A 12,444-nucleotide genomic window follows, 5' to 3' on the forward strand; every position below is an offset into this window, starting at 1 on the left:
AGACGTGATTAACCGTAAAACCTTACCAACTGGTATGCGGTGCAACTCTAGGAGAACGTGATGCGCAATGTCGTGATAACCGGTGCAGCCAGAACCCCGATGGGCGGTTTTCAGGGAGCCTTTGAGGGGCTGACCGCCGCGGAATTGGGCGGCAGCGCGATCAAGGCGGCTTTGGGCAAGACGGAACCTGCCGAGGTGCAAGAGGTGCTTATGGGCTGCGTGCTGCCCGCAGGCCAGGGCCAAGCCCCCGCGCGTCAGGCCGGGTTCAAGGCCGGTCTGAGCGAAGAGGTGCCCGCCACGACGCTGAACAAGATGTGCGGCTCGGGCATGAAGGCGGCGATGATGGCCTTTGACCAGATCGCGCTTGGCCAGACCGATGTGATGGTCGCGGGCGGCATGGAAAGCATGACCAACGCGCCCTACGTCTTGCCCAAGATGCGCGGCGGCGCGCGGCTCGGCCACGGTCAGGTGATCGACCACATGTTCCTCGACGGGTTGGAAGACGCCTATGACAAGGGCCGCCTGATGGGCACCTTTGCCGAAGATTGCGCCGAACGCTTCCAATTCACCCGCGAGACGCAGGACGACTATGCGCTGGCCTCTCTGTCGCGCGCTATCGAGGCGCAGGAGGGCGGCGCCTTTGAAGATGAGATCGCCTCGGTCGAGGTGAGGTCGCGCCGCGGCAGCACCACGGTCAGCGCCGACGAACAGCCTGCCAGCGCCCGGCCCGAGAAGATCCCCCAGCTAAAACCGGCCTTCCGCGAGGGCGGCACGGTGACGGCGGCGAATTCTTCGTCGATTTCCGATGGGGCGGCGGCGCTGGTGCTGGCGGATGAGGACAGCGCGAAGCGCAAAGGGCTCGAAATCCGCGCCCGCATCGTCGGCCACGCCAGCCACGCCCAAGCGCCGGGTCTGTTCACCACGGCACCCGTCCCCGCAGCGCAGAAACTGCTGGAGCGGATCGGCTGGAAGAAAGAGGATGTCGATCTGTGGGAGGTCAACGAAGCCTTTGCCGTGGTGCCGCTGGCTTTCATGCATGAGATGGACCTCTCCCATGACATCGTGAACGTCAACGGCGGCGCCTGCGCGCTTGGCCATCCCATCGGCGCCTCGGGCGCGCGGATCATGGTGACCCTGCTGAACGCGCTGGAAAAACGCGGGCTGAAACGCGGTGTTGCGGCGATCTGCATTGGCGGCGGCGAGGGCACGGCCATCGCGATCGAACGCCCCTGAGCCCTTGGGCCATTTAAACTATCGAAGGGGGGCGGCATGCCTCCCTTTTTCCGTCTGCAATAAGAGTATCGCCATGACCGTCGACTACCAAACCCTTGCCAAAACCATCGCCGCCCTGACCGAGGGCGAAGACGATGCCGTGGCCCTGATGGCCACCATCGCCTGCGAGGTGCATCACGCGGATGACCGTTTTGACTGGACCGGCTTCTACCGGGTGACCGCGCCCGAATTGCTGAAGATCGGCCCCTATCAAGGCGGGCATGGCTGTCTGGTGATCCCCTTTTCGCGCGGGGTCTGCGGGGCTGCCGCGCGCACGGGCGAGGTGCAATTGGTCGAGGATGTCGACGCCTTTCCGGGCCATATCGCCTGCGCCTCCTCGACACGTTCGGAATTGGTGCTGCCGGTCTGGAACGGCGCGGGGGAGTTGCTGGGGGTTTTCGACATCGACAGCGACCAGCCAAACGCTTTCACCCAAGCCGATGCCGATGCGCTGAGCGCGATCCTCAAGGATAGTTTCGCCGCCGTCGCCTGACGGCCACGCCTCCGCTTGATCCGCGGGGCTGCATCTGCGAGGGGGAGCCATGGATAGCGAATACAACCCGCCGCAGGACCCGTTGGTCATTCTGCATGAAGACGCCGAAGTTCTGCTGGTCGACAAACCTTCGGGACTGCTCAGCGTGCCGGGGAAGGGCGAACATCTGGCCGATTGCCTGATCACGCGGGTGCAGGCGGTCTTCCCTCAAGCGCTGCTGGTGCACCGGCTGGATCGTGACACTTCGGGCGTGATGATCTTTGCCCTGACGCCCCATGCGCAGCGTCACCTTGGGTTGCAGTTCGAAAAGCGCATGACCCGCAAGACCTATGTCGCGCGGGTCTGGGGGGTCCCGGCGGAGAAATCCGGCAGTGTCGATCTGCCGCTGATCGTCGATTGGCCCAACCGCCCCCGGCAGATGGTCTGCCATGAGACTGGCAAACCCGCGCAGACCGATTGGAAGATGGTCAAGAACGATGGGGAGACTGCGCGCCTCCGGCTGTTCCCCAGGACCGGGCGCAGCCATCAGCTGCGCGTGCATATGCTGGCGCTTGGGCATCCGATTTTGGGCGACCCTTTCTATGCCACAGGACCTGCACGAGATTTTCCGCGGTTGATGCTGCATAGCGAGGAATTGCGGTTCAACCATCCGCAGGGTGGCGCATCGACGAAGGTGCGGGCCAAGGCCCCTTTCTGAGCTGCGCTCCCTGCCCGTCCTTGCGCCGTGAGGTGGGGGCGGGATTGGTATTTGAGAAAGGATGAAGGGGAAGGGGCCGTGGCGCTGCGGTGAAGTTGGGCTTTGTGGCGATCGGGGGGTGAAACCGGCGGGGTTTGCGATTACCTCTGACCTATCTGTTCACAGATTGACCCGGAGGATATCATGGGCTTGCGTATCAACGACACTATTCCCGATCTTACAGTCGAAACCGATCAGGGCAGTTTTTCCCTGCATGACTTCGTCGGTGACAATTGGGCGATCCTGTTCTCCCACCCCAAGGATTTCACCCCCGTTTGCACCACCGAGTTCGGCGCCGTGGCGCGGCTTTCCGAGGAATGGGAAAAGCGCGGCACCAAAGTGATTGGCGTCAGTGTCGACGGTGTTGAAGAGCATAAGAAGTGGAAGGGTGATATCGAGAAGGTTGCAGGGGCCGAGGCCGGTTTCCCGATCATCGCGGATGCGGGGCTGGAGGTGTCAAAAGCCTTTGATATGCTGCCTGCGGAGGCCTATCTGCCCGATGGCCGTACGCCCAATGACAGCGCGACGGTGCGGTCGGTTTTCATCATCGGGCCGGATAAGCAGTTGAAGCTGAGCATGACCTATCCGATGAACGTGGGCCGGAACTTTGCCGAGGTTCTGCGGGCTTTGGACGGGTTGCAGACGGCGGCGAAGAACGCAGTGGCCACGCCTGCGGATTGGCAGGTGGGTGAGGATGTGATCATCCCCGCGACGGTGTCGGATGAGGACGCCAAGGCGAAGTTCGGGGCGTTTGAGACGGTGTTGCCTTATTTGCGCAAAGCGCAGCTGCCGGGCTGACCTGCCCTTAGCGATGGCCGAGCTTATGGGCTAAGGCCATCGCTTTTTCATGTAGTAACCTACGCTGTTTGCGCAGGCCATAGAGGGCGGAGCGCCGGTATTGCCCTCTGTTTCCTCCAGAACGAGCGGAAATGTCGCTGTCGAACCGGCCTGCTGTGACGAGGCTTTGGGCCGTGGCCAGCCCCATGTCAGAACGCGTGAGGACCTGTCTGAGCATGTTATCGGCGGGGCAGAAGATAGGTTCGGAGGCGGCAAGGAACGCCTCGGCCCCGGCACGGTTCCAGATCAGCGCGTGGGCGAGCATCGGAAAGTAATGGGCGCGGAGTACCGGAATGCCTGCGACTTCGGCCATGGGGCTGGTGATTTTCAAACGGGTCGCGCCCAGATTTACGCAGTGCCAATCGGTGCGGGGGCGCAGCCATTCTATCAGCTCTGGCACGAAGGTTCGGAATCCGGGTTCAAGGGCGATGTCATCTTCGAAGACGAAACCAAGTTCATCCCCGCTCTCTAGGAAGGCGGCGGCGGCGCGTTGGTGCGAGACGTAGCAGCCGACCTCGCCTTGGGTCATCGACCGGCCCATGAAACGTCGGGCTTTGCGATCGTCATAGGGGGCGAATTGGGCCAGATCGATCTCACGCCCGTCGAAGGCATCCACGCGGACCGCCTCGATCTGTGCGGTGTCCAGTTCGGCCTTCGTACTGTCCAGTCGCTGGGGGGAGGCGGCCAGATTGATGACGAATCCCTTTGGGCGCTGTGACATCGATGTGACCTCATTCCTGCGGCGCGCGGGGCGATGACAGGCTTATACGGGTTAAACTTTGGGGGTGGGCCGTCCGCGCAGCCAGTTCTTGAACCGTTTGAAGGCGGAGGGCGGTTTGTGGGCGACGCTGACAAACCCGATGTGCTGGCAAGCGCCGGGTTTCAGGAAAGCGGTAAATTTACCTTGTTTGCGCAATTGGCGCGAGATGTGGCTTTCGCGTTTGAAACCGCTGAAGCCGCCGACCTCTTTCCAAAGGGAAAGCGGGGCCAAATGCGGATTGAAGGTATAGCCGTACCATTTGGGGCTGAGCGCATCCATCCGCGCATAGGGGATGCCGGCGCATTCTTCGGTGACGATCTGGGCGCGAGCCGCATCTTCGATGAAGAAGTTATCGGTGTCGCGGAAACAGACCGAAGAGACATTGGGATGGGCCTCTAGCAAGCGCAGGGCGTCATCTAAAAAATCGTGGCGGGTGAATTCCCAATCGTCTTCCATGTGAAAGACATAAGGCGTGCGCACCTTGGCATACATGGCGTCGACGGCGGGGTGGTGGCCGACCTGTTTGCCCAGATCGATGCGTTGCCCATGAGGGCAGAGCTGGTCGAAGACCGCGCTGGTTTCGGCATCGCCGAAGTCGTTGATGCCAATGATCGGTAGCTTGCGCAGCTCGGGGCCGAGGCTTTCGAGCGTTTGTTGCAAGACATCGGGGCGCAGCCCCATGGTGATGCAAATCGTGACCAGATTTTCTGCGCGCATGTCTCGTACTGCCCTGAGGGGAAACTGCGGACCCCGGTGAGGGTCCGCAGCAGGTTTTGATTAACCTTCTGCCGCTTCTTTCTTCTCGGCAGTGATCTCTTCGCCGGTCTCCTGATCGACGACTTTCATCGACAGGCGCACCTTGCCGCGATCATCGAAGCCCAGAAGCTTGACTTTCACTTCCTGACCTTCCTTCAGAACGTCCGAAGGGTGGTTCAGGCGGCGGTTTTCGATCTGGGAGACATGCACCAGACCGTCGCGCTTGCCGAAGAAGTTCACGAAGGCGCCGAAATCGACGATTTTCACGACGGTGCCGGTGTAGATGGCACCCTCTTCGGGCTCGGCCACGATCGAATAGATCATGTCATAGGCTTTCTTGATCGCTTCGCCGTTGGGGCTGGCGATCTTGATGGTGCCTTCGTCGTTGATGTCGACCTTGGCGCCGGAAACCTCGACGATCTCGCGGATCACCTTGCCGCCCGAGCCGATCACTTCGCGGATCTTGTCGGTCGGGATTTGCATGGTCTCGATGCGCGGGGCGTGGACGGAGAAGTCCGCGGCGCCGGAGATCGCCTTGTTCATCTCGCCGAGGATGTGGATGCGGCCTTCTTTGGCTTGTGCCAGGGCTTTCTCCATGATCTCGGGCGTGATGCCTGCGACCTTGATGTCCATCTGCAGCGAGGTGATGCCCGCTTCGGTGCCCGCGACCTTGAAGTCCATGTCGCCGAGGTGGTCTTCGTCACCCAGGATGTCCGATAGGATCGCGTAGGAGCCGTCATCTTCGAGGATCAGACCCATGGCCACACCGGCCACGGCCGATTTCAGCGGCACGCCCGCGTCCATCATAGACAGGGAGCCACCGCAGACCGATGCCATCGACGAGGAGCCGTTGGATTCGGTGATCTCGGAGACCAGACGGATGGTGTAGGGGAAGTCTGTTGCCGCGGGCAGAACCGCCTGCAGGGCGCGCCATGCGAGCTTGCCGTGGCCGACTTCGCGGCGTCCGGGAGGGCCCACGCGACCCACTTCGCCGACCGAGTAGGGCGGGAAGTTATAGTGCAGCAGGAAGTTGGATTTGAAGTTGCCGTGCAGCGCGTCGATGAACTGCTCATCGTCGCCGGTGCCGAGCGTGGTCACCACGAGGCCTTGGGTTTCACCACGGGTGAAGAGTGCCGAGCCGTGGGTCCGCGGCAGGATGCCGGTTTCGGCCACGATGTCGCGGATCTCGTCGGTGCGACGACCGTCGATGCGCTTGCCGGTTTTCACCACGTCGCCGCGCAGGATGCTGGCCTCAAGGCCCTTCATCGCGGAGCTGAGGTTCTTGTCCTCAAGCTGCTCTTCGGTGAGCTTGCTCTTGATCGTCTCACGGGCAGCAGCAACGGCGGCGGTGCGCTCTTGCTTGTCCACGATCGCGAAAGCGGCACGCATTTCGTCTTCGCCAGCGGCTTTCACGGCAGCCGACAGATCGGAATAGTCTTCGGGCTGGAAGTCGAAAGGCTCTTTCGCGGCTTCCTCGGCCAGATCGATGATCAGGTCGATGACCGGCTGGATCTGCTCATGCGCGAATTTCACGGCGCCCAGCATTTCCTCTTCCGACAGCTCATAGGCTTCGGATTCGACCATCATCACCGCGTCCTTGGTGCCCGCGACCACGAGGTCGAGGCGCTGGTCGGGGTTGGTGCGCAGGTCTTGCATGTCGTCGATGGTGGGGTTCAGCACATAGTCGCCACCCTCATAGCCCACACGGCAGCCCGCGATCGGACCCATGAAGGGCGCGCCCGAGATGGTCAGCGCGGCGGAGGCGGCGATCATGGCGACCATGTCGGGGTCGTTGACCAGATCGTGGCTCAGCACGGTGCACATCACCAGAACTTCGTTCTTGAAGCCGGGGACGAAGAGCGGGCGGATCGGACGGTCGATCAGACGCGCGGTCAGGGTTTCCTTCTCGGTGGGGCGGGCCTCACGCTTGAAGAAGCCACCCGGTACTTTACCGGCGGCATAGTATTTCTCTTGGTAGTGCACGGTCAGGGGGAAGAAATCCTGGCCCGGCTTTTGCTGACGTGCATACGTCACGTTGGCCATGACACTGGTCTCACCCAGCGTGGCAATCACCGACCCGTCCGCCTGACGGGCAACCTTACCGGTTTCCAGTGTCAGCGTCTCTTCGCCCCACTGGATCGATTTTTTCGTTACATTAAACATCTACGTTTCCTTTTTGGCCCATTGGCCATTGCATAGGGGCCGTATTGCCCCTGACTCCGGTATCTTCTTTTTCAGGCGCTGGAGTCCGGGCGCCGGATTTCAGATTGCGCGGGCATACATGTTTTCATGGCAAATGGGAAGTGTTCTGTCGCCTCGGGGCCATAAGCGGCGGGTTCTTTCCGCCGCAGCGCGCCCCGGTCTGCGCGCAACAAAAAACCTCCCGGCGGGGCCGGGAGGTTTTGGTCGTCCTGTCACCGGAACTTCCGGCGGCTTGCGCGCGATTAGCGGCGCAGGCCGAGGCGTTTGATCAGGTCCTGATAGCGGGACTCGTCTTTGGCCTTAACGTAATCCAGCAGCTTGCGGCGCGTCGCGACCATTTTCAAAAGACCACGGCGGCCGTGGTTGTCTTTTTTGTGGGTCTTGAAGTGCTCGGTCAGCGTGGTGATGCGCGAGGTCAGAATGGCAACCTGAACTTCGGGCGAACCGGTGTCGCCTTCTTTGGTGCCGAATTCTTTCATGACTTTTGCTTTTTCTTCAGCAGTGATCGACATCGGGGTCTCCTTTCGAAAAGAGTTAAAATGGATGGCGCAGGCCGGGATGTCGTCCAGCGCAGGCCCATGGAGATATCACCCGCTGACGGAATCAGCAGGCGATGGGGGCGTATAGGAGGAATTTTCGCCTTTGGCAAAGGGTGATTTGCGCATGGGCTCCGCCCCGCCTTAGGCCGCGAGGCCGAGGTCGAAGGCCGCAGAGAGTGGGATCAGCGCGATATCGTCCAGCGTGACGCTGTCCCCCGCCACCCGCGCGACGATGATATCGTCCAGCAGGACGAGGGTTTGGCGTGCATCCTCCGGGTCGGGCAGGATGGAGAGCGGCGGCTCCGCCCCGCCCGCGCTGCTGTCGTCCCAGACAAAGAGCAGCGAATCGTCCGCTGCGTGGTAGTCCGTGATCTGCGCGGCCCCGCCTTGGCCGATCCAGTCTCCCAAGGCGATCTGATCGGTGCCGTCGCCCGAGGTCACCACATCCCCGGCGCCCGCGATGATCAGGTCGTCGCCGCCGCCGCCGTTCAGGAAGTCGGGGCTTTGTTGGTCATCCGCCCCGGTAAGCGTGTCGTCACCCCAACCGCCAAAGAGCGTATCCACGCCCGCGCCGCCGCGCAGGGCATCGTCGCCAAGCCCGCCTTGCAGGGCATCGTTTCCGGCATCGCCCTCCAGCAGGTCGTCGCCCGCCGCGCCTTGCAGCGCATCATCGCCCGCCCCGCCATAGAGAAAGTCATCGTCGTTGTGGCCAAAGAGGCTGTCGTTGCCCGCGCCGCCAAAAAGGTCGTCATCCCCGTCGTTGCCATGCAGAATGTCGCCGCCCGCGCCACCTTGGAGCGTGTCATTGCCGCCGTGGCCGTGCAGGTCATCATCCCCGCCGCCGCCACGAAGCAGGTCATCCCCGCCGTAGCCGCCAAGCTGGTCGTCGCCGGGGCCGCCCTCCACCGTCTCACCGTCATCGCTGCCCGACAGGATATCTCCGACCGTGGTGGTGCCGCCACCGCCCGGGCTGTCCCCATCCGGCAGCTCGTCCTCCGACGGCGTTTCGATTTCCACGAAAGTGACGGCGCCGACCGCCATCAGACCCATTACCCCAGCCAGCCACAACATCCGCAGTTCCACCCGTTGATTGCTTGATGCCCCACACATCGTCCCAGCTTCAAAAGGGCATGTCGTGGCTGTAAAATCAAAGGAATAGCGGGGAAATGGTTAACGAATGCCTGCCCGCGCCGGGGGCTCGGGCTGCCACAGAACCGGCTCTTGGGTGTAGGGCAGGTAAAGCGGATGGCGCGGATGCCCGGCTTTGGAGAGGCCGAGGTGGTAGAGCGGTTTCGCCCCCTCAGCCAGCCGAGCCGCGACGGCCAGACCGCGGTCGAGATGGGCGCCATGCACGCCCCAAGCGGCGATGATCTGGTTGGCCCAATCGGCCCCCTCGGCCAGCGTGGCATCGTTGTCAGGACCGATGGGATCAGCCGCAGCGCGCATGTCGCGCGGGTCGGTGGCGCGGAAGGCGAAGATATTGGTGACCCGGAAGCCGCCGAAGCCCAGCACCCGCGCCCGACGCTCGCAACGTTCGACCGTGGGGTCGTTTTGCACCTCGGTCGCGGTCGAGGGGTTCAGCATCACGAACATCACCCGCGGCGCGCCTGCGTCCCAGATCCGCGTGAGGCTGTAGCGGTATTGCTCGCAGGGCGAGTAGACCGCGGTCGAAGGCGCGTCGCCCTTGGTGTGGCTGCGGGTGATCAGGGCCATTCAGCCCTCATTCGCGTCCGGTGATAGGTTGAACACCCGGCTCGGGTGCAATTCCCCCGCCTTGAAGCGGCCCACGGCGACAGGCTGCCCATCGAGCGAGGCCCAGCATTCATCGCCATATTCCACGTCATGGGCGATGACCATGCCGGGGTTGCCGTTGCGCAGGCGGGTGGCGCCTTCGGGGGTGGCTTTGACCTCGGGCAGGTCGGCAAGCCCTTCTGCCAGCGGCAACAGATAGGTGTCGAGTTCCGGTGTCCGGGCCAGTTCGTCCACCTGCGCCAGCGTCAGGGCGTTGGCCGCTTCGAAGGGGCCGGACCATGTGCGGCGCAATTCGCGGACGTGGCCGAGACAGCCAAGCTTCTGCCCCAGATCGCGCGCGATGGAGCGGACATAGCCGCCCTTGCCGCAGACCATTTCAAGCGTGACATGATCGGCATCGGGGCGGTCGACCAGCAGCAGGCTTTCCACCCATAGGGGGCGGGCGGCGATCTCCATCTCTTCGCCGTCGCGGGCGCGTTTATAGGCGCGTTGGCCGTCGATCTTTACGGCGGAGAACTGCGGCGGCACCTGCTGAATGTCACCGATGAAGCCGTTCAGCGCATCCTTGATCGCGGCATCATCGGGGCGCAGGTCAGAGGTGCCGATGGCTTCGCCTTCGGCGTCGTCGGTATTGGTGGCGATGCCGAGCCGCACGGTGAACTCATAGGCTTTGAGCGCGTCGGTGATATAGGGCACGGTCTTGGTCGCTTCGCCCAAGGCGATGGCCAGAACGCCGGTCGCTTCGGGGTCGAGCGTGCCTGCGTGGCCCGCCTTCTTGGCCTCCAGCGCCCAGCGGACCTTGTTGACCACGGCGGTCGAGGTGGGGCCAGCGGGTTTGTCCACCACCAGCCAACCAGAAATATCGCGACCCTTGCGTTTGCGTGCCATGTCTTGCCCCTTCGCTTTGTGGTGCTGCCCTCTATCGGAGCCGCGCCGCGCTGCCCAGCCCCCAAGCGGGGAAAAGCTTACTTTGCGGGCGTCACGATGCCCACGATCGGCCCCAAGGTGGTGAACCCCGCCCCGCTGCGGCGCAGGCCGGGTGCACGCAGGCGCGAGATATTGCCGTCAAAATACAGCGCGTTAGGCAGGTCCAACTCATCCCGGTAGAGCCGGGCGAATTCGTGAAAGGTGACCACATCGTTGGAAATCGCGAAAACCGCGCGCTTGCCATCTGCCGTGGTGCCAACCCCATTTCGGATGTAGCGCGAGGTGCTGTCGGGCAGGAATCGCGGGTGCAGCGCCCCGTCGATCACCAACATCGGCCCCGATTGCGTGGCGAAACGGCAGTTCGGCTTGGCCTTGAGATAGCGCTTGGTCTCGATCACATCGGCGCGGCCCTCACGCAGGCAGAAAACACCATTGGGCAGCAGGCCGAAATTGCCGGGGCCAGCACTGTCGATCACGCCGCGCGTCTCGACCCCTTCTTCGATGTAATGCCCAACCGGAGAGCGGTCTTCGTGGTACATGCCCGCGTTCATGGCAAAACCAAGCCGCAGCCCCTGCGCTTTCAGGGCCTCGTCAAGCGAGCCGAAGAACCCATAGGGCGCGCCCGCCTCGTCGTTGAGGAAAAGCCGCAGGTCATCCCGCTCCAGATCGACTTCGCAGATCGTGTAGGAGCTGCCGTCGAACGTGATGTTGCGACATTCAGCAGCATCCGCAGGCGTGCCTTTCAGCGCGATCAGCGCGAATGCGATCAGGCCGGCGCGGATCACTGATCCGGCGCGCCATCGGCACTGTCACCGGCGCCGTCGTCATCGGGGGCATCCGCATCGCGGCGCACCACCTCTTGGTTCAGCATGCGGCGGGTGTCGTCCATCCGGTCAAAGGTCTGGTCCAACTGAAAGCGCAGATCGGGCGAGAACTTGAGCGTCAGTTTCTTGGCGACCTGACGGCGCAATTCGCTTTTGTTGCGCGCCAGCAGTTTGAGAACCTCATCCTGACCTTCCCCGCCCAAGGGCAGCACATAGGCCGTGGCGATCTTGAGGTCGGGAGAGATGCGCACCTCGCCCACGGTGATCGACATCCGATTGAGATCGGTGTCGTGCACATCCCCGCGTGCGAGAACATCGGACAAGGCGCGGCGGACGGTTTCGCCCACGCGGAGTTGTCGTTGCGACGGGCCGGGGCCCTCATGAAACTTGTTCTTTGCCATGTCCCCCATCTAAGGCTTCGGTTGCACTTTGCCAAGCGCTCCGCGACGGGCTAAACCGGCCCTGCCAGTCACGGCCAGAACCGCAGGAGACCGAGTATGACACAGACCCCCGGCATTGCCGTCACCGGCGCCTCTGGCCGCATGGGCCAAATGTTGATCCGTGAGATTAACGCCAGCGAGAAAATGCATCTGGCCGCGGCGCTGGAGCGTCCGGGCCATGACTGGATTGGCCGCGATCTGGGCGAGGCGATGGGCGGCACGGCCTCGGGCGTGACTGTGACAGACAATGCGGCAGAGGCTTTTGGCAAGGTGCAGGCCGTCATCGACTTCACCGCGCCGCAGGCCACCATCGCTTTCGCCGGTGAGGCCGCCAAGGCCGGGATCGTCCATGTCATCGGCACCACCGGCATGACCGAAGACGAGATCGCGCAGCTTGCCCCCGCTGCCGAACAGGGGGCCGTCATCGTCCGCGCTGGGAACATGAGCCTCGGCGTGAACCTGCTGACGCAGCTCACCCGGCAGGTCGCCGCCGCGCTGGACGTGGATTACGATATCGAGATCATCGAATCGCACCACAATCAGAAAGTCGATGCCCCCTCAGGCACCGCATTGATGCTGGGCGAAGCCGCCGCCGAAGGGCGCGGGGTCAAACTGGCGGATGTTTCGGACCGGGGCCGCGATGGGATCACCGGTGCACGGCAAAAGGGCGATATCGGGTTCACCGCGATCCGGGGCGGCGATATCGTGGGCGAGCATGACGTGATGTTCGCCGCCGCCGGAGAGCGGATCATCCTGCGCCACGTCGCCTCGGACCGTGCGCTTTTCGCCCGCGGGGCGCTCAAGGCCGCGCTTTGGGGGCAGGGCAAAGCGCCGGGGGAATATGACATGTTGGACGTGCTTGGCCTGAAGGGCTGAGGCGCAGGTAAATTATCTGAAACTTTACCT

General features: G+C 63.0%; 14 protein-coding genes. 5 read left to right on the forward strand and 9 right to left on the reverse strand.

The features are described from left to right. The first annotated feature begins 60 nt into the window (after positions 1-60). The 4 genes from ACGYLI_RS13525 to ACGYLI_RS13540 all read left to right on the forward strand — a co-directional run bounded on the left by ACGYLI_RS13525 (position 61) and on the right by ACGYLI_RS13540 (position 3,299). Positions 61-1,233, forward strand: coding sequence for a thiolase family protein (locus ACGYLI_RS13525; RefSeq protein WP_394419582.1), 1,173 nt, complete (start codon positions 61-63; stop codon positions 1,231-1,233). A gap of 73 nt (positions 1,234-1,306) precedes the next feature. Further along, the gene (locus tag ACGYLI_RS13530) at positions 1,307-1,765 is read left to right on the forward strand and encodes a GAF domain-containing protein (protein WP_209218454.1); all 459 of its coding nucleotides are present in this window, start codon (positions 1,307-1,309) and stop codon (positions 1,763-1,765) included. Between the two features lie 49 nt (positions 1,766-1,814). Further along, entirely contained in the window at positions 1,815-2,462 is a 648-nt protein-coding gene (locus tag ACGYLI_RS13535) for a pseudouridine synthase (protein ID WP_394419583.1), read from the forward strand. A 183-nt stretch (positions 2,463-2,645) separates the two neighbouring features. After that, a complete protein-coding gene (locus ACGYLI_RS13540; RefSeq protein WP_394409833.1) occupies positions 2,646-3,299 on the forward strand; it encodes a peroxiredoxin in 654 nt (217 codons plus the stop codon). Between the two features lie 7 nt (positions 3,300-3,306). Here ACGYLI_RS13540 and ACGYLI_RS13545 read toward each other — a convergent pair whose 3' ends face one another. The 9 genes from ACGYLI_RS13545 to rbfA form a co-directional block, all read right to left on the reverse strand. Continuing rightward, positions 3,307-4,059, reverse strand: a complete 753-nt coding sequence (locus ACGYLI_RS13545; RefSeq protein WP_394419584.1) for a glycosyltransferase family 25 protein — start codon at positions 4,057-4,059, stop codon at positions 3,307-3,309. A gap of 51 nt (positions 4,060-4,110) precedes the next feature. Further along, positions 4,111-4,815 carry a glycosyltransferase gene (locus ACGYLI_RS13550; RefSeq protein ID WP_394419585.1) on the reverse strand — a complete coding sequence of 235 codons (705 nt, stop codon included), beginning with the start codon at positions 4,813-4,815 and terminating at the stop codon, positions 4,111-4,113. A 60-nt stretch (positions 4,816-4,875) separates the two neighbouring features. Next, entirely contained in the window at positions 4,876-7,017 is a 2,142-nt protein-coding gene (pnp, locus tag ACGYLI_RS13555; protein ID WP_394419586.1) for a polyribonucleotide nucleotidyltransferase, read from the reverse strand. A gap of 281 nt (positions 7,018-7,298) precedes the next feature. Beyond that, the gene (gene rpsO / locus ACGYLI_RS13560; RefSeq protein ID WP_067266742.1) at positions 7,299-7,568 is read right to left on the reverse strand and encodes a 30S ribosomal protein S15; all 270 of its coding nucleotides are present in this window, start codon (positions 7,566-7,568) and stop codon (positions 7,299-7,301) included. 168 nt (positions 7,569-7,736) lie between these two features. Then, positions 7,737-8,705 carry a calcium-binding protein gene (locus tag ACGYLI_RS13565; protein ID WP_394419587.1) on the reverse strand — a complete coding sequence of 323 codons (969 nt, stop codon included), beginning with the start codon at positions 8,703-8,705 and terminating at the stop codon, positions 7,737-7,739. Between the two features lie 60 nt (positions 8,706-8,765). Next, entirely contained in the window at positions 8,766-9,302 is a 537-nt protein-coding gene (locus tag ACGYLI_RS13570; RefSeq protein WP_394419630.1) for a DUF1643 domain-containing protein, read from the reverse strand. Between the two features lie 6 nt (positions 9,303-9,308). Beyond that, positions 9,309-10,235 carry a tRNA pseudouridine(55) synthase TruB gene (truB, locus tag ACGYLI_RS13575; protein ID WP_394409848.1) on the reverse strand — a complete coding sequence of 309 codons (927 nt, stop codon included), beginning with the start codon at positions 10,233-10,235 and terminating at the stop codon, positions 9,309-9,311. Between the two features lie 77 nt (positions 10,236-10,312). Further along, positions 10,313-11,059 carry a phosphodiester glycosidase family protein gene (locus ACGYLI_RS13580; protein WP_394419588.1) on the reverse strand — a complete coding sequence of 249 codons (747 nt, stop codon included), beginning with the start codon at positions 11,057-11,059 and terminating at the stop codon, positions 10,313-10,315. After that, entirely contained in the window at positions 11,056-11,499 is a 444-nt protein-coding gene (gene rbfA, locus ACGYLI_RS13585) for a 30S ribosome-binding factor RbfA (RefSeq protein WP_067266736.1), read from the reverse strand. Before rbfA ends, ACGYLI_RS13580 begins: the two co-directional genes overlap by 4 nt. Positions 11,500-11,595: 96 nt before the next feature. Between rbfA and dapB the strand changes: the two genes are divergently transcribed. Continuing rightward, a complete protein-coding gene (gene dapB, locus ACGYLI_RS13590; protein ID WP_394419589.1) occupies positions 11,596-12,414 on the forward strand; it encodes a 4-hydroxy-tetrahydrodipicolinate reductase in 819 nt (272 codons plus the stop codon). Positions 12,415-12,444 lie beyond the last annotated feature (30 nt).

This window comes from Sulfitobacter sp. 1A13421, assembly GCF_043557285.1.
GTDB lineage: Bacteria > Pseudomonadota > Alphaproteobacteria > Rhodobacterales > Rhodobacteraceae > Sulfitobacter > Sulfitobacter faviae.

What these genes read in the sequence shown, in the direction of transcription:
- ACGYLI_RS13525 (WP_394419582.1), top strand. Translation starts at nt 61, where the DNA reads ATGCGCAATGTCGTGATAACCGGTGCAGCCAGAACCCCGATGGGCGGT.
- ACGYLI_RS13530 (WP_209218454.1), top strand. Translation starts at nt 1,307, where the DNA reads ATGACCGTCGACTACCAAACCCTTGCCAAAACCATCGCCGCCCTGACC.
- ACGYLI_RS13535 (WP_394419583.1), top strand. Translation starts at nt 1,815, where the DNA reads ATGGATAGCGAATACAACCCGCCGCAGGACCCGTTGGTCATTCTGCAT.
- ACGYLI_RS13540 (WP_394409833.1), top strand. Translation starts at nt 2,646, where the DNA reads ATGGGCTTGCGTATCAACGACACTATTCCCGATCTTACAGTCGAAACC.
- ACGYLI_RS13545 (WP_394419584.1), bottom strand. Translation starts at nt 4,059, where the DNA reads ATGTCACAGCGCCCAAAGGGATTCGTCATCAATCTGGCCGCCTCCCCC.
- ACGYLI_RS13550 (WP_394419585.1), bottom strand. Translation starts at nt 4,815, where the DNA reads ATGCGCGCAGAAAATCTGGTCACGATTTGCATCACCATGGGGCTGCGC.
- pnp (WP_394419586.1), bottom strand. Translation starts at nt 7,017, where the DNA reads ATGTTTAATGTAACGAAAAAATCGATCCAGTGGGGCGAAGAGACGCTG.
- rpsO (WP_067266742.1), bottom strand. Translation starts at nt 7,568, where the DNA reads ATGTCGATCACTGCTGAAGAAAAAGCAAAAGTCATGAAAGAATTCGGC.
- ACGYLI_RS13565 (WP_394419587.1), bottom strand. Translation starts at nt 8,705, where the DNA reads ATGTGTGGGGCATCAAGCAATCAACGGGTGGAACTGCGGATGTTGTGG.
- truB (WP_394409848.1), bottom strand. Translation starts at nt 10,235, where the DNA reads ATGGCACGCAAACGCAAGGGTCGCGATATTTCTGGTTGGCTGGTGGTG.
- rbfA (WP_067266736.1), bottom strand. Translation starts at nt 11,499, where the DNA reads ATGGCAAAGAACAAGTTTCATGAGGGCCCCGGCCCGTCGCAACGACAA.
- dapB (WP_394419589.1), top strand. Translation starts at nt 11,596, where the DNA reads ATGACACAGACCCCCGGCATTGCCGTCACCGGCGCCTCTGGCCGCATG.